Consider the following 15257-nt stretch of genomic DNA (forward strand, 5'->3'; position numbering starts at 1 on the left):
CTTGTCCCGCCAGCGCCGGTTCGGAGAATTTCGGGGCACGGCACGGAAGTGTATCTGCTCGGCCGGGTTCAGGACGGCTCGTGTGTTCTCGGAAGGTCGAAGAAACCGATCAGGCCCGCCGCGAATGCCAGGTCACCTTTTACTTTGATCTTTCCCGTGACGAATAGCACAGCGGGTGTCGCCTGATGGGTGATGAGCCGGAAGAAATCGACGGGTGCGATCGTGATCGTCACCCTCGGCTTCTCCCGCATGTCCCGGTCGACCGTGCACTCGCCGTGCGAGATCACCGTCTCGTAGCGGTCGAAGCCGCCGTCGCCGGTGCCGCCGGACAGCCGCCAGTGGACGACGGCGTGCAGCGTCTTCGCCCGGTCCTGCCGGATATGGGCGCCCATGCGGTCGAAGATCTCGCGCAGCACCCGCTCGCGAAGCGGCCGTTCGGCGACGACGCTCTCAAGCTGCGTACGCGAAGCCCGCGCGACGAGGTTCGCGAACCGAGCCGGGTCGACCTTGCGGAGGTCGAACGCCGGAGCGGACTCCGCGAGCCGTCCCAGCGCGGTCAGCAGCCGCCGGACGTCGTCCTTGCCGAGGTCCTTCGGGTCGATGGCGCCCGCGACTTCGTTGACGTCGAGAGAGTGCGCCTCGGCCGAATCCGGCTCGATCCGTTCCAGCGCGTCGACCAGCGCGCGGCCGGTCAGCCCCACGATCTCGGTCATTTTCCCTCCACCTCGCCTACCCGAGCGTAAGGCTACCCGTGAGTAGGTAGGCGGGCAAGCGTGCCGAAATCACCTTTGCCCGAAGGGGCCCGGTAGCGTCTTACGCGACTAATGGGAGGTCCTGAGTTGACCGAGGAAGTACCGCGTCCCGCCGAACGCGCCAAAAGGCTGCCGAGAGCGGTGCGGGAACGCCAGATCCTGGACGCAGCGGTCTCGGTGTTCTCGCGCTACGGCTATCACTCCGCGTCGATGGACGAGATCTCCGAGGTCGCCGGCGTGTCCAAGCCGATGATCTACACCTACCTCGGGTCCAAGGAAGACCTCTTCGGCGCGTGCATCCGCCGCGAAGCCACCAGGCTGCTGGAGGCGGTACAGGCCGGGATCAAACCCGATCTGCCGCCCGACATGCAGCTTTGGCACGGGCTCCGCGCGTTCTACCGGTTCGTCGCCGAGTATCGCGAGTCCTGGACGGTGCTGCACCGCCAGGCCATGACCGTCGGCGGCGCCTTCGCCGCGGAGATCACCGACATGCGCACCCGCGCGATCGAGCTGGTCGCCGCGCTGGTCGTCTCCGCGGGCACCCGCAAGGGCCTCGGCGAGCAGGCCGAGTTCTCCGGCGCGGGGCTGTCCGCCGCGCTGGTCGGGGCGGCCGAGTCGCTGGCCGACTGGGCGCTCGACCACCCCGATGTCTCCGACGGCGTGCTCGCCTCGTGGCTGATGAACCTGGTCTGGCTCGGGTTCAACGACCTGGTCGAGGGCGAGATCTGGAAGCCGTCAGAGAGCGACGACTGAGCCCTCCAGATGCGGCTTCGGCTTGCGCGCGTTCCACAGCTCGAAAGCCCAGCCGTCACCTTCGCTCCATGAGGTGAAGGCCACCTTGGCGGGCAGCAGGACCGGCTGCTTGAACTTGACGTCGACGGCGAAGGCCTCCGGAAGCCTGCCTTCGAACGCCGCGAGCGCGTGCGCCTTCGTCCACATGCCGTGCGCGATCGCGGCCGGGAACCCGAAGGCCTTCGCGGTGATCGGGTGCAGGTGGATCGGGTTGCGGTCGCCGGAGACCTCGGCGTACCGGCGGCCGATGTCGCCGGGCACGTGCCAGAGGGCGTTGGGCGACGGCTGCGAGAGCTGACCGCGCGAGGTCTTCTCGCCGCTGCCGCCACCGCGGCGCAGGTAGGTGCTGACGTCCGTCCACACTGGGCTGTCGTTGACGAGCAGCTCGCTGATCACGTCGAACTGCTTGCCCTTTTCGTGCGGGCGCAGATCCTCGGCGCGCACCCGCAGGGTGAACGACTCGTCGAGCCGCAGCGGCCGGTGCTGGGTGATCCGGTTGGCGACGTGCACCATGCCCAGCAGCGGGAACGGGAAGTCGGCCTCGGTCATCAGCGCCATCTGCAGCGGGAACGCGAGGATGTGCGGATACGTCGCCGGGAGCACGTCGTCCAGCCGGAATCCGCACACCTGGTTGTACGCGGCGAGGTGTGCCGGGTCGACGACGACGCCCTCGCGGACGAACTCGGTCGACGGCAGCGCGTTCCCGTCGCCCTTGCGCAGCGAGCCGAGCAACGCCTTGGGGTACAGCGAAGACAGGCTCGGCGACTCGTGGAGTTCCTTGACCGCCATCCTCATGCCCCCAGCAGTGCCTGGCCGCAGACGCGGACCACGTTGCCGTTGACAGCGGCCGAAGCCGGGTTCGCGTACCAGGCGATCGTCTCGGCGACGTCGACCGGGAGCCCGCCCTGGCCGAGGCTGGACAGCCGCCGCCCGCCCTCGCGGATGAACAGCGGCACCGCGGCGGTCATCTTGGTCTCGATGAACCCGGGCGCGACAGCGTTGATCGTGCCGCCGTATTCGGCCAGCTTCGGCGCGCCGACGTCCACCATGCCGATGACGCCCGCCTTGCTGGTGGCGTAGTTGGTCTGGCCGACGTTGCCCGCGATGCCCGCGATCGACGAGACGCCGATGATCCGGCCGTTCTCGTGCAGCACCTTGTCCGCCAGCAGCTTCTCGTTCACCGCGAGCTGCGACGCGAGGTTGACCGCGATGACCGAGTCCCAGCCGCCTTCGGTCATGTTGCCCAGCGTCTTGTCCCGCGTGATGCCCGCGTTGTGCACGACGATGTCGACGCCGCCGTGGCGCGTGGTCAGGTACTCGGCGAGCTTCTCCGGCGCGTCGGCGGCGGTGATGTCCAGCTGCAGTGCCGAGCCGCCGACCTTGTTGGCCACCTTCGACAGATCCGCGCCCTGGGCGGGGATGTCGAGCGCGACGACGTGGGCGCCGTCGCGGCCCAGCACCTCGGCGATGGCGGCGCCGATGCCGCGGGAAGCGCCCGTGACCAGGGCGACCTTGCCGTCGAGCGGCTTCGCCCAGTCCGCCGGGGCGGAAGCGGTCTTGGTCTCGGTGCCGACGCGGATGACCTGGGCGTCGACGAAGGCGGACTTAGCCGACAGCAGGAAGCGGAGCGTGGACTCAGTAGCCTCTTCGGCTCCTTCGGCGACGTACACGAGCTGAGCGGTCGCGCCGCGCTTCAGTTCCTTACCGACGGAACGGACGAAGCCTTCGAGCGCGCGCTGGGCGATCCGCTCGTGCCCTTCGGCCAGCTCGGGCGGCGTTCCGAGGATGACGACACGGCCCGACGGCCCGACGCTCCGGATCACCGGGTGGAAGAAGTCGTAGACCTCGCGAAGCTGCTTCGGGTCCTTCACGCCTGTCGCGTCGAAGACGAGCGCGGCGTGCTTGTCGGCCGCCGTCGAGATGACGTCGACACCCGCACGGTTCAGCTGCGCCTCGATCACCTTTTCGAGGCGGCCGCCCGGCGCGGCGCCGAGAAGCGCGGGACCCTCGAGAGCGGACTGGCCGGGCTTGTACCGGCGGAGCGTCGCGGGGTTCGGCAGGCCGAGCTTCGGCACCACGAACTTCCCCACCGGGGATTTCGTGAACTGCTGGTACCTGTCAGCCATTACGTGCCTCCCGTGCAGTTTCCATCACGTCGCATTCTAACCTACTCGCTAGTAGGTTACAGTGTGAGAGAGCCTACGGAGGAGTGGAAAAAAATGGCCACGAAAAGGACGGCACCCGTGCGCAAGGTAGCGATCATCGGCGGCAACCGGATCCCCTTCGCCCGTTCGAACGGTCCGTACTCGAAGGCGTCGAACCAGGACATGTTCACGGCCGCCCTCGACGGCCTGGTCAGCCGCTTCTCCCTGCAGGACGAGGTGATCGGCGAGGTCGCCGCCGGCGCGGTGCTCAAGCACGCCCGCGACTTCAACCTCGCCCGCGAAAGCGTCCTCGGCAGCAGGCTGAACCCCGCCACCCCAGCGTCTGACGTGCAGATGGCCTGCGGCACCGGCCTGCAGGCGATCGTCAACGTCGCCAACAAGATCGCGCTCGGCCAGATCGACTCGGCCATCGCGGGCGGCGTCGACACCACGTCCGACGCGCCGCTGGCCGTCAACGACGACCTGCGCCAGATCCTCGTCCAGCTCAACGCCGCGAAGACGCTCCCCGAACGGCTGAAGCTCGCCGCGAAGCTGCGTCCCGGGCACATCGTCCCCGAGATCCCGCGCAACTCCGAGCCGCGCACCGGCCTGTCCATGGGCGAGCACGCGGCGCTGACCGCGAAGGTCTGGGAGATCACGCGCGAGGCGCAGGACGAACTCGCCGCGACCAGCCACCAGCGTCTCGGCGCCGCGTACGACAAGGGCTTCTTCGACGACCTGGTGACGCCGTACCTCAAGCTGGCCCGCGACCAGAACCTGCGCCCGGAGTCCAGTGTCGAGAAGCTCGCGAAGCTGAAGTCCGCCTTCGGTGGCCCCGAGGGCACGATGACCGCGGGCAACTCGACGCCGCTGTCCGACGGCGCGTCGACGGTCCTCCTCGCGACCGAGCAGTGGGCGAAGGCGCGGAAGCTGCCGGTGCTGGCGTACCTGACGTTCTCGCAGACCGCGGCCGTCGACTACGTCCACGGCGACGAGGGCCTGCTGATGGCGCCCGCGTACGCCGTCCCGCAGATGCTCACGCGCGCCGGGCTCACCTTGCAGGACTTCGACTTCTACGAGATCCACGAGGCCTTCGCTTCGCAGGTGCTCGCCACCCTCAAGGCGTGGGAGGACCCGGCGTTCGCCAAGGAGAAGCTGGGCCTCGACGAGCCGCTCGGCTCCATCGATCGGGCGAAACTGAACGTCAACGGTTCGTCGCTGGCGGCCGGGCACCCGTTCGCCGCGACCGGCGGCCGCATCGTCGCCACCCTCGCGAAGCTGTTGAGCGAGAAGGGATCCGGCCGCGGACTCATCTCGATCTGCGCGGCGGGCGGCCAGGGCGTCACCGCGATCCTCGAGAAGTAGTCCGTTCGCCTGGAGCAGATCCGGGAAAAACCCCGGTGCCTTTGTCGGTGCCGGGGTCTAGTTTGTCCGCATGTTCGCAGTTCAGGCGAAAGCGCTGGTCAAGACCTACGGTTCCACCCGGGCGCTCGACGGGGTCGATCTGTCGATCCCGACGGGCAAGGTGCTGGGACTACTGGGGCCGAACGGCGCCGGCAAAACGACGACGGTCCGCATCCTGACCACGCTGCTCCGCCCGGATTCGGGCGAAGCGGAGGTGGCCGGGCATGACGTGCTGGCCCAGCCCGACGCCGTCCGGCGCTCGATCGGGCTGTCCGGGCAGTACGCCGCCGTGGACGAGAACCTCACCGGGTTCGAGAACCTGTACATGGTCGGCAGGCTGTACGGGAGCAAGAAGGCCGCGGCGAAGGCCAGGGCGCGTGAGCTGCTTTCGCGGTTCCGGCTGGAGGACGCGGCGGACCGTCCTGCCAAGACGTACTCCGGGGGTATGCGGCGGCGGCTCGACCTCGCGGGCGCGCTGGTCGCCGAGCCGACGGTGGTGATCCTCGACGAACCGACCACCGGGCTCGACCCGCGCGGCCGGATCGAGACATGGGACGTCATCAAGGAGCTCGTCGCCGACGGCACCACGGTCCTGCTGACCACGCAGTACCTGGAGGAGGCCGATCAGCTCGCCGACTCGATCGTGGTGATCGACAAGGGGAAGGTCATCGCACGCGGCACGGCCGACGAGCTCAAACAGGAGATCGGCGGCGAGCGGCTGGAGCTGGTCGTGGCCTCCGCCGACGACCTCGCCGCGACCACGCAGGTGCTCGCCGAGGTCGGTTCGGGGACGCCGTCGGTCGACGAGCACACCCGCAAGGTCGACGTCCTGGTCGAGGGCGGGCCGAAGGCGCTGATCGAGGCGCTACGGCGGCTGGACGCGCAGGGCGTCGCCGTCCAGGACGTCGCGCTGCACCGGCCGACGCTCGACGACGTCTTCCTTTCGCTGACAGGGCACGCCACGGACGAGGGGGACAAGAAGTGAGCGCGGTCGCGAAGGCCTTTTCCGACGGTGGCGTGATCACCTGGCGGAACCTGAAGAACGTCCAGCGCAACCCGGACTGGCTGATGGCGGCGACGCTGCAGCCGATCATGTTCGTGCTGCTGTTCGCGTACGTCTTCGGCGACGCGATCGGCGGGGAGGCGGGCGGGCTCGCGTACCGCGAGTTCCTGATCGCCGGGATCTTCGCGCAGACGGTCGCGTTCAACTCGGCGTTCACCGTGATCGGGTTCGCGAACGACCTGCAGAAGGGCATCATCGACAGGTTCCGTTCACTGCCGATCTCGCGCCTCGCGGTGATCTTCGGCCGGACGACGTCCGACCTGGTGATCAGCGTGGTCGCGCTGGTCGTCATGTCGCTGTGCGGGCTGCTCGTCGGCTGGCGGATCCGCGGCAGCTTCCTCGACGCGGTGCTCGGCTACCTGGTGATGCTGATGTTCGCGTGGGCGCTGTCCTGGGTCGGCGCGTGGATCGGGCTCGTCGCGCGCAGTGTCGAGGTGGCACAGAGCGCCGGGCTGATGTGGATGTTCCCGCTGAGCTTCATCTCGACGGCGTTCGTCCCGGCGGACAAGCTGCCGGGTGTGCTGAAGGCGATCGCCGACTGGAACCCGTTCACCGCGGTGATCAACTCGGCCCGTGACCTGTTCGGGAACCGCTTCGGCGTGGCCCCGACAGGCTGGCCCGCCGAGCACGCCTCGCTGTACGCGATCCTGTGCTGCATCGCCATCATCGCGATCTTCGCGCCGCTGGCGACGGCCCAGTACAAGAAGGTCGCGAGCCGCTAGAAATATTTTCTGAACGAAATGTCGAACCGCCGTCGAGCCGCTCGACGCGTCGGTGAAGGCGAGGTAGAAACAGCCTCGCCAAGACACTGAGGAGCAACGATGCGGTTTCTGATGATGCACCGGCTGGACGAGAGCGCCCCGGAAGCTTGGAACCCCAGCAAGGAGTTCATCGAGCAGATGGGCGCCTTCGTCGAGGACTCGTTCAAGAAGGGCATCCTCATCACGGCGGAGGGCGTGCACCCCTCGGAGCGGGGCGCGAAGGTCCGCAAGGTGCGCGGCGGCAAGATCACCGCGACCGACGGCCCGTTCACCGAGACCAAGGAGGTCATCGGCGGGTTCGCGCTGATCAACGCGAAGGACCTGGCGGAGGCCGTGGCTTTCGCGGAGACCTACGCGGCGCTGTTCGACGAGATCGAGGTCGAGGTCCGCACGGTCGTCGAGATGGAAGACATCGCCGCCTTGACCGAGTGACCCCGCGGGCCCGCAAGTGTCATGAATGTCCCTTTCCTGACGTTTTTCGTCAGGAAAGGGACATTCATGACATTGCCTGGAGCCGAGCTACTTGCTGATGGCTTTCTCGGCCTTCTTCGCCAGCTTCTCGGCGCGCTTCTCCGTCTTGGAAGCGGCCCGCTTGGCACGCCAGCCGAGCGAAGGCTTGCCGGCGGTGTCTGCGGCGGCCAGCAGCAGGCCGCCGGCGAGGCCGGCGTTCTTGATGAACTGGATCTGCTGCTGCTGACGCTCGGCCGGTTCCTTGATCTCCCAGAACCGGTGCGCGGCCAGCGTCGTCGGGACGAGGCTGCCGAGCAGCAGGAGTGAGGCCAGGCGCGGCGCCTTGCCGGCGGCGAGCGCGAGCCCGGCGCCGACCTTCACCGCGGCGTCGATCCGGACGAGGGTGGCGGGATCGCGGGGCACCGCCTCCGGCACCACGCCCTCCAGCTTGTCGAAGGACTCGGTGAGGAACGGCTCCGCGGCCTTAGCGTGCCCCTGGGTGTCCTTCAGCGCGCCGATCCCGCCGGAAACGAAGATCGCGGCGAGGAGCGGACGTGCGACGCGACGGAGAATCACGGTCGTAACCTTTCTGATCCGGACCCGGGAAACAAACCTATCCCCAGTCTTCCCGCCCGCCACTCCGCCGAACCGCGCTAACGGAGTATCCCGGAATATTTCTCTGGCACTAGACAGCGCTAGATTTTGCTAGCGGGCCGGATACGCCCTCGGCAGCTTGAAGCCGCGGTCGGCCGCGACCTCGCGCAGGCGGTCCGGGTAGTCGGTGATGAGGCCGTCGACACCGTCGTCGATGAGTTTGTGCATGGTGGCCGGGTCGTCGATCGTCCAGGGCACGACCTTGATCCCGGCGCGATGTGCCTCGGTGACCAGCGCCTTCGTCGTGAACGGCCGGTAGTCGGGGTCGCCGACCTTGCCGCCCTGGGGGTTGCCGTGCACCGGGGAGAGCGCGCTCGCGCCGAACGACTTCACCGCGCGGACGGGGCTGCCGCCGAAGTCGTCGATGTCGAGCCCGCCGAGCCACGGCGACTTGCCGGGCTGCCCGACCTGGAGGAATTCCGGCTGGGTCAGCGCGACCGTCGGGATCCACGGCGCGACCTTGCGCAGCAGCATCAACGAGCCCCAGTCGAAGCTCTGGACGGTGACGTTGTGCGCGAACCCGCCGCGCAGGATCTCGCGCACCGCCCGCTGGACGAACTGCTCACGCGGCGCGGTCTCCTGCGGCGCGGCGGCCTCGACCTTGGTCTCGATGGTGAACTTGACGCCCCAGGCGCGATGGTCACGCGCGAGCTGGAACAACTCGGCGAGCGTCGGCATCTTGGCGCCGGGGGAGAGCGTCTGGCCAGGGTGGGCGGGCTGCCGGATCGAACCGCAGTCCAGCGTCCGGACCTGCGCGAACGTCAGGTCCTTCACGTACTTGCCGACGTACGGGTACGCCGGGTCGCCGGGCGTCGCGGGCGCGGTGTCACGGCACTTCGCGGCTGTCGTCTTGCGGTCGTGGGTGATCACCTCGCGACCGTCCTTGGTGATCTGGAGGTCGAGTTCGAGCGTGGTCACCCCGAGCTCCATCGCCTTGCCGAACGACGCGAGCGTGCTCTCCACCGTGAGGCCGAGCCCGCCGCGGTGAGCCTGGATGTCGAAGGCTCGACGCGGATGCGCGTCGGCGACCCCGGCCGCGCCCAGGGTCAGCGCAGCGGCCACGACCAGCGCGAATGTCTTCATCAGGGCACCATGCCACGGCCGGGTGAACTTCGATTGACTTTGACGCTACGTCAACCTCTACCTTCGTGAACATGCCGAACGAGAAGGAGTGGTCGATCCAGGACCTCGCCCGCTCGGCCGGGACCACGAGCCGCACGCTGCGCCACTACGGCGACGTCGGGCTGCTCGAACCGAGCCGGGTGGGGAACAACGGATACCGCTACTACGACCAGGACGCGCTGGTGCGGCTGCAACGGATCCTGCTGCTTCGCGAGCTCGGGCTGAGCCTGCCCGCGATCGCCGAAGTGCTCGAAGGAGAGCGGGACACGACGGCGGCGCTACGCACGCACCTGACGTGGCTGGAGCAGGAGCGACAGCGGCTCGGACGGCAGATCGAATCGGTCAGGACGACCTTGGAAAAGACAGAGAGAGGTGAACAACTGATGGCAACGGAAGTGTTCGACGGCTTCGACCACACGAAGTACGAGAAGGAGGTCACCGAACGCTGGGGCGCCGACGCCTACAAGCAGGGTGACCGGTGGTGGAAGTCGCTGAGCGCCGAGGACAAGAAGGCGCACCAGCAGGAGCAGAAGGACGTCGCGGCCGCGTTCGGCGAGGCCCACGCCCAGGGTCTGCCCGCGGACGGTGACGAGGCCCAGGCGATCACGCAACGGCTGTACGAGTGGCTCCGCCCGGCTGTACGAGCCGTGTCGAAGGGCTACTTCGCCGGTCTCGGGCAGCTGTACGTCGACGACCCGCGCTACGGGCAGTACGACGAGAAGCACGGCTCCGGCACCGCGGAATACATCCGTGACGCGATGAAGATCTACGCGGAACGCAACCTGAGTGAGTAAGAACGAGGGACGGGGCTGCAGACCCGTCCACTCGGAGTAACCCGCCGCGACACGCCTATCCCTCTATCACCCAATATCGGGTCCGCGCTAGAAACGCCGATAGCTTGTGAGAGTGGATCCCATCCGCAACCCCTTCGCTCCGGGCGCCGGTCAACGGCCGCCCGAGCTGGCAGGTCGCGTGCGCGAGCTCCAGGCCTTCGAGGTCGTGCTCGAACGGGTCGCGCGCGGGAGACCGGAACGCAGCCTGATGCTGACCGGCCTGCGCGGCGTGGGGAAGACCGTGCTGCTGGGCGAACTGCGCTCGAAGGCGATCAAGCACGGCTGGGGCGCCGGCAAGATCGAAGCCCGCCCGGACACCGAACTCAGGCGGCCGCTCTCGGCCGCGCTGCACCGCGCGATCCGCGACCTCGCCGTGCGCCACCGTGCGCCGGACCGGGTCGAGCAGGTGCTCGGCGTGCTCAAGGCGTTCGCGCTGCGCGCCAACAAGCCGGACGCGAAACTCCGTGACCGCTGGCAGCCCGGCATCGACGTGCCCGCCGCGCAAGGCCGCGCCGATTCGGGCGACAGCGAGATCGACCTGGTCGAGCTGTTCACCGAGGTCGCGGAGCTCGCGGCCGACGTCGGCACCGGGGTCGCGCTGCTGATCGACGAGATCCAGGACCTTTTGCCCGAGGACGTCTCCGCGCTCTGCGCCGCCTGCCACGAACTTTCGCAGTCCGGGGCGCCGCTGGTCGTGGTCGGCGCGGGACTGCCGCACGTGCCCGCCGTCCTTTCGGCGTCGAAGTCGTACTCGGAACGCCTCTTCCGCTACGCGCGTATCGACAGGCTTGAGCGCGAAGACGCCGACCTCGCGGTGATGGCACCCATCGAACGCGAAGACGCGGGCATCGAACCGGAGGCGCTGGACGCCCTGTTCGACGCGTCCGGCGGCTACCCGTACTTCATCCAGGCGTACGGCAAGGCCGCCTGGGACGCCGCACCCGCCGACCCGATCACCGTGAAGGACGTCCAGGTCGCCGCTCCGGAGGCCGAATCGGAACTCGCCGTCGGCTTCTTCGGCTCCCGCTACGAGCGCGCGACACCCGCCGAACGTGAGTACCTGCTCGCGATGGCCGAGCTGACGCAGGGCCGGGACGAGCAGGCCGGTACCGCCGACGTGGCCGTCTACCTGGGGCGGAAGCCTTCATCGCTGTCGCCGGCGCGGGACAGCTTGATGAAGAAGGGCCTGGTCTACTCCGCCGAGCGCGGGCACATCGCCTTCACCGTCCCGCATTTCGGCCACTACCTGCTCGGCCGGGACTAAGCCTCTCTGGTCTTCTCTAGAAAAGAAGCTAGAAAGCCGTATAGGGGACTACGCGGCGGACCTTCGCGCGCCGATGAAACCTCGGCACTCGAGCCGAAGGTGCTCTACGCCTTCGGCAGACACCCCTGAGCTGCTCCATTCGGGTGCATGAGGCCGTATCGGAACGGCGCCAGAGACGCTCAGCGTTATCAAGAAGTGACCGGCGACACCAAATCCCTTCGGATTTCACCTCAAGTTGCCGATGATTCATCGGCAAGTGTGCCAAGTCACCGGATAATCGTTGGCTTCCTTGTGAAAAAGAGTGCATACTAGAAGCACAGCCACCGAGACACAAGACCCTCAAGGGGATGACTTAAACCGATGAACAACATCGCCGCCAAGCTCCGAGCCCGTCGCGCCGAGGCTCGCACTCGCCGGGCCCTGAACCGGGCGATCGACACCGCGGCCACCGCGACCGTTCGTCAGGAGCTCATCGCTATCTCGCAGGCGCATCACACGCACATGCGCTGATCTGACAACAACCGTTGTAGGTGTCGCCCATTCGAGTGACCTACGACACATAGTGCGTGAGGTGTAACGCCGCGGAACGCGACGTCGATACCCACTACGACCCCGTGATGCTGGCGGACCCCCGACCTGGCAGCATCACGGGGTTTCCATATGTCCACCCCCTGAAAGATTTCTTGCCTTCACCGCTTCGCGGCGTAATACTTGACTCCGTCAATAAATATGTTGAGGTGGTCAAATGAATCGATCCGCGGACCGGGTGGCGACTGTCCGGGCCTTCAACCGCCTGTACACCGGCGTGATCGGCGTCCTCGACGAAGGACCGGCCGACGCCGAGTACTCCCTGAGCGAGGCCAGGGTCATCTTCGAAATCGCGCAGCAGGACCCGACTCAGGTCACCGACCTGCGTAAACGTCTGGATCTCGATGCCGGATACGCGAGCAGGCTGCTCGCGAAGCTCGAAGAACGCGGCCTCCTCACACGCGAACGCAGTGACGAGGACGCCCGCCGTCAGATCGTCCGGCTGACCGAGAACGGCCGAAAGGCCTTCGCCGACCTCGACGAACGATCGGTGGGCCGGATCGGCTCGCTGCTCGGCCGGTTCGGCGACGACGAGCAGGAGCGGCTTCTCGGGGCGATGGGCACGATCACCTCGCTGGTCGGCGAGCGCGCGCCGGCTCCCACACTGGTCCTGCGCCCGCCTCGGCCGGGCGACTTCGGCTGGGTGGTCCACCGCCACGGCGCCCTCTACTCCCGCGAGTACGGCTGGGACGAACGCTTCGAAGCCCTCGTCGCCCGCGTCGTCGCGGACTACGTCGACAAGCGTGGCGAGCCCCGCCAAGCGGGCTGGATCGCCGAACTCGACGGGGAACGCGTCGGCAGCGTCTTCTGCATGGCCGGCGAAGACGGCACCACCGCGAAGCTGCGGATGCTGCTGCTCGAACCGGCCGCCCGGGGGCACGGGGTCGGGAAACGCCTGGTCACCGAATGCGTCGAGTTCGCGAGGGCGTCCGGCTACGCGGCGATCGAACTCTGGACGGTCTCACTGCTGGACGCGGCGAGGGCGGTCTACCAGAAGGTCGGCTTCCAGCTGGTGAGCGAAGAGACGATCCCGGGCTTCGGTTACGAGCTGACAGGACAGACCTGGCGGCTGGAGCTGTGACATGTTCGTCGTCTACTGCCCCACTTGCGAGCGGCGATCCGTGGTCGGAGTCGGCTCGATCGACTTCGTGGACAACCTGACGCCGGGCATGATCTCCGTTTCCGGGCGCTGCCCGGACGGCCACTACGCCGTCCTCCTGACCGGTAGTTCCTTCGCACCCCCTCGCGGCGGGCGTCTTCGGCGTGTCCCTTTCGTTCCGCACGGCCGACCACACCGTCTGCGGGAACTTCCCCGCCGGGACGCATTTCGTCTGGCACCTGCTGAACGGGCTCGTCCTGTATCAGACGGCGACCGCGGCCACGAGAAAGGCCGCGTCCAGACTGGACGCGGCCCCATCGCAAAGCTGACTAGTGGACGCCGATTTCGCGGAGATCCTTGTCGTGCTCGTCGGCGTGATAGTCCTCGGGCTCGGTGTCATCCGTGCCGTTGAAGACCTTCATCTGCCGCGCGATCACCGTGAAGATCACCGCGATCAGCAGGTTCGCCACCAGCGCGACGAAGCCGACGTAGATCTGCAGCTGCGAACCGCTGAGCGGGTGCCAGCCGAAGATCGACAGCTTGTCCAGCGCCAGCGCCGAGCCGCCGAAGTGCGACTTGCCTGTCGCCGCGTTCGGGATGTTGTAGAGCATGATCAGGCCCCAGCCGATGCCGACGATCCAGCCCGCGATCAGGCCCCAGCGGTGGAACCACCGCGTGTAGAGCGAGATCGCCACGGCGGGCAGCGTCTGCAGGATCAGCACCCCGCCGATGAGCTGGAGGTCGATCGAGAACTGCGGGTCGATGAACAGGATGAACGCCACCGCGCCGAACTTCACGATCAGCGAAGCGAGCTTGGCCTGCTTCGCCTCCTGACCCGGCGTCGCGTTCTTCTTGATGTACTCCTTGTAGATGTTGCGGGTCCACAGGTTGGCCGCCGCGATCGACATGATCGCCGCGGGCACCAGCGCGCCGATGCCGATCGCGGCGAACGCGATCCCGGCGAACCACGACGAGAACTGCGAGTCGAACAGCACCGGGACGACGGTGTTCGTGTCGGGTTTGCCGGTCGCGTTGTTGGTGATCGGGGAGACCGACGCGCTGATCGCGACGTAGCCGAGCAGCGCCAGCAGGCCCAGGACCAGTGAGTACGCCGGAAGCGCGACCATGTTCCGCTTGATCACGCTGCGGCCGCGCGAAGCGAGCACGCTGGTGAGCGAGTGCGGGTACAGGAACAGCGCGAGCGCCGAACCGAGCGCCAAGGTGGCGTACTGCAACTGGTTGTTCGCGTTGAGCAGGATGCCGTCCGCCTTCGACGGTGTCTTGTCGAACTTCGCCTGCGCCGTGTCGAAGATCGCCGACCAGCCGCCGAGCTTCGAGGGCAGGTAGATGATCGCCACGATGATCACGAGGTAGATCAGGATGTCCTTGACGAACGCGATCAGCGCGGGCGCGCGCAGGCCGGACTGGTAGGTGTAGACCGCCAGGATGATGAAGGCGACCAGCAGCGGCAGGTGCCCGACGATGCCGGAGCCGTTGATGCCCATGGTCCGGAGCACCGCTTCGAGGCCGACGAGCTGCAGCGCGATGTACGGCATCGTCGCGATGATCCCGGTGATCGCGATCAGCAGCGCCAGCGTCGGCGAGCCGAACCGGCCGCGGACGAAGTCGGCAGGCGTGACGTAGCCGCGGACACGGGAGACCGACCACATGCGCAGCGCCGGCATCAACACGATCGGGTAGACGATGATCGTGTACGGCAGCGCGAACATGCCCATCGCACCGGCGCTGAACATCAGCGCGGGGACGGCGACGAAGGTGTACGCCGTGTAGAGGTCACCGCCGAGCAGGAACCAGGTGATCCACGAACCGAACTTGCGGCCGCCGAGGCCCCATTCGTCCAGGTGGTCGAGGGTGTTGCCGGCCTTCCAGCGTGAGGCGACGAAGCCGAGCACGGTGACCACCGCGAAGAGGACCGTGAAGATGATCAGCTCTGGCCATTGGATGTTGCTCACTTGACGTCCCCCTCGTCGAGTTCGTCCACGGACAGCCGGTCGGGCCGCTCACTGGTCGGCTTGTCCTTGGTCATCACGAAGACGATCCCGGTGCACAGGACGCCGACGGCGACGAACACGAATTGGAACCAGTAGAAGAACGGCATCCCGAACAGCCGAGGGCCGTCCGTGTTGAACAAGGACGTGATCAGCACCAGCAACGGGATGATCAGCAGGAGGTTCCACGGGCTGAACTGAAAGCCCCTCACCTTCCCGTCTGCCTTACCTGACGCCATCGGACCTCACCTAACATTCCCGTAACCCCGGATGGACCCGATGACCCTAGAACCTCTCGCCCACCCGGGTCACGCGTGCCTGA

The 15257-nt window shown here is 67.4% G+C and carries 17 protein-coding genes; 10 read left to right on the forward strand and 7 right to left on the reverse strand.

What is annotated here, in order from left to right; all coding sequences use genetic code 11:
* Positions 1 to 68: 68 nt before the first annotated feature.
* On the reverse strand, positions 69 to 713 hold the full coding sequence (locus ACZ6YV_RS03250) for an SCP2 sterol-binding domain-containing protein (RefSeq protein WP_465508080.1): 645 nt from the start codon (positions 711 to 713) through the stop codon (positions 69 to 71).
* 126 nt (positions 714 to 839) lie between these two features.
* Here ACZ6YV_RS03250 and ACZ6YV_RS03255 point away from each other — a divergent pair, with 126 nt between their 5' ends.
* Positions 840 to 1505, forward strand: coding sequence for a TetR/AcrR family transcriptional regulator (locus ACZ6YV_RS03255; RefSeq protein WP_465508081.1), 666 nt, complete (start codon positions 840 to 842; stop codon positions 1503 to 1505).
* On the opposite strand, the gene ACZ6YV_RS03260 is transcribed toward ACZ6YV_RS03255, so the two are convergent.
* Complete coding sequence (locus ACZ6YV_RS03260; RefSeq protein ID WP_465508522.1) at positions 1488 to 2333, reverse strand: MaoC/PaaZ C-terminal domain-containing protein; 846 nt, start codon at positions 2331 to 2333, stop codon at positions 1488 to 1490. The genes ACZ6YV_RS03255 and ACZ6YV_RS03260 overlap by 18 nt on opposite strands.
* 2 nt (positions 2334 to 2335) lie before the next feature.
* Entirely contained in the window at positions 2336 to 3670 is a 1335-nt protein-coding gene (locus ACZ6YV_RS03265) for a 3-oxoacyl-ACP reductase (RefSeq protein ID WP_465508082.1), read from the reverse strand.
* Between the two features lie 93 nt (positions 3671 to 3763).
* Between ACZ6YV_RS03265 and ACZ6YV_RS03270 the strand changes: the two genes are divergently transcribed.
* The 4 genes from ACZ6YV_RS03270 to ACZ6YV_RS03285 all read left to right on the forward strand — a co-directional run bounded on the left by ACZ6YV_RS03270 (position 3764) and on the right by ACZ6YV_RS03285 (position 7348).
* Entirely contained in the window at positions 3764 to 5053 is a 1290-nt protein-coding gene (locus ACZ6YV_RS03270) for an acetyl-CoA C-acetyltransferase (RefSeq protein ID WP_465508083.1), read from the forward strand.
* A 70-nt stretch (positions 5054 to 5123) separates the two neighbouring features.
* The gene (locus ACZ6YV_RS03275) at positions 5124 to 6077 is read left to right on the forward strand and encodes an ATP-binding cassette domain-containing protein (protein WP_465508084.1); all 954 of its coding nucleotides are present in this window, start codon (positions 5124 to 5126) and stop codon (positions 6075 to 6077) included.
* Entirely contained in the window at positions 6074 to 6877 is an 804-nt protein-coding gene (locus tag ACZ6YV_RS03280; protein WP_093935018.1) for an ABC transporter permease, read from the forward strand. The genes ACZ6YV_RS03275 and ACZ6YV_RS03280 overlap by 4 nt, the downstream gene beginning before the upstream one ends.
* A gap of 99 nt (positions 6878 to 6976) precedes the next feature.
* Positions 6977 to 7348 carry a YciI family protein gene (locus tag ACZ6YV_RS03285; protein ID WP_378241951.1) on the forward strand — a complete coding sequence of 124 codons (372 nt, stop codon included), beginning with the start codon at positions 6977 to 6979 and terminating at the stop codon, positions 7346 to 7348.
* A gap of 87 nt (positions 7349 to 7435) precedes the next feature.
* On the opposite strand, the gene ACZ6YV_RS03290 is transcribed toward ACZ6YV_RS03285, so the two are convergent.
* The gene (locus ACZ6YV_RS03290; protein WP_465508085.1) at positions 7436 to 7942 is read right to left on the reverse strand and encodes a DoxX family membrane protein; all 507 of its coding nucleotides are present in this window, start codon (positions 7940 to 7942) and stop codon (positions 7436 to 7438) included.
* 129 nt (positions 7943 to 8071) lie between these two features.
* A complete protein-coding gene (locus tag ACZ6YV_RS03295; RefSeq protein WP_465508086.1) occupies positions 8072 to 9103 on the reverse strand; it encodes a glycerophosphodiester phosphodiesterase family protein in 1032 nt (343 codons plus the stop codon).
* Positions 9104 to 9174: 71 nt separating this feature from the next.
* Here ACZ6YV_RS03295 and ACZ6YV_RS03300 point away from each other — a divergent pair, with 71 nt between their 5' ends.
* The 5 genes from ACZ6YV_RS03300 (at position 9175) to ACZ6YV_RS03320 (ending at position 13255) form a co-directional block, all read left to right on the forward strand.
* On the forward strand, positions 9175 to 9936 hold the full coding sequence (locus tag ACZ6YV_RS03300) for a MerR family transcriptional regulator (RefSeq protein ID WP_465508087.1): 762 nt from the start codon (positions 9175 to 9177) through the stop codon (positions 9934 to 9936).
* A 112-nt stretch (positions 9937 to 10048) separates the two neighbouring features.
* The gene (locus ACZ6YV_RS03305; RefSeq protein WP_465508088.1) at positions 10049 to 11239 is read left to right on the forward strand and encodes an AAA family ATPase; all 1191 of its coding nucleotides are present in this window, start codon (positions 10049 to 10051) and stop codon (positions 11237 to 11239) included.
* A 360-nt stretch (positions 11240 to 11599) separates the two neighbouring features.
* A complete protein-coding gene (locus ACZ6YV_RS03310) occupies positions 11600 to 11749 on the forward strand; it encodes a hypothetical protein (protein ID WP_005155873.1) in 150 nt (49 codons plus the stop codon).
* Between the two features lie 235 nt (positions 11750 to 11984).
* Positions 11985 to 12908, forward strand: a complete 924-nt coding sequence (locus ACZ6YV_RS03315; protein ID WP_465508089.1) for a bifunctional helix-turn-helix transcriptional regulator/GNAT family N-acetyltransferase — start codon at positions 11985 to 11987, stop codon at positions 12906 to 12908.
* Between the two features lie 182 nt (positions 12909 to 13090).
* A complete protein-coding gene (locus tag ACZ6YV_RS03320) occupies positions 13091 to 13255 on the forward strand; it encodes a hypothetical protein (RefSeq protein WP_465508090.1) in 165 nt (54 codons plus the stop codon).
* Here ACZ6YV_RS03320 and mctP read toward each other — a convergent pair whose 3' ends face one another.
* Together mctP and ACZ6YV_RS03330 are read right to left on the reverse strand one after the other, a co-directional pair.
* Entirely contained in the window at positions 13256 to 14899 is a 1644-nt protein-coding gene (gene mctP, locus ACZ6YV_RS03325) for a monocarboxylate uptake permease MctP (protein ID WP_465508091.1), read from the reverse strand.
* On the reverse strand, positions 14896 to 15174 hold the full coding sequence (locus ACZ6YV_RS03330; RefSeq protein ID WP_465508092.1) for a DUF3311 domain-containing protein: 279 nt from the start codon (positions 15172 to 15174) through the stop codon (positions 14896 to 14898). The genes mctP and ACZ6YV_RS03330 overlap by 4 nt, the downstream gene beginning before the upstream one ends.
* Positions 15175 to 15257 lie beyond the last annotated feature (83 nt).

This window comes from Amycolatopsis sp. NPDC102522, assembly GCF_055584485.1.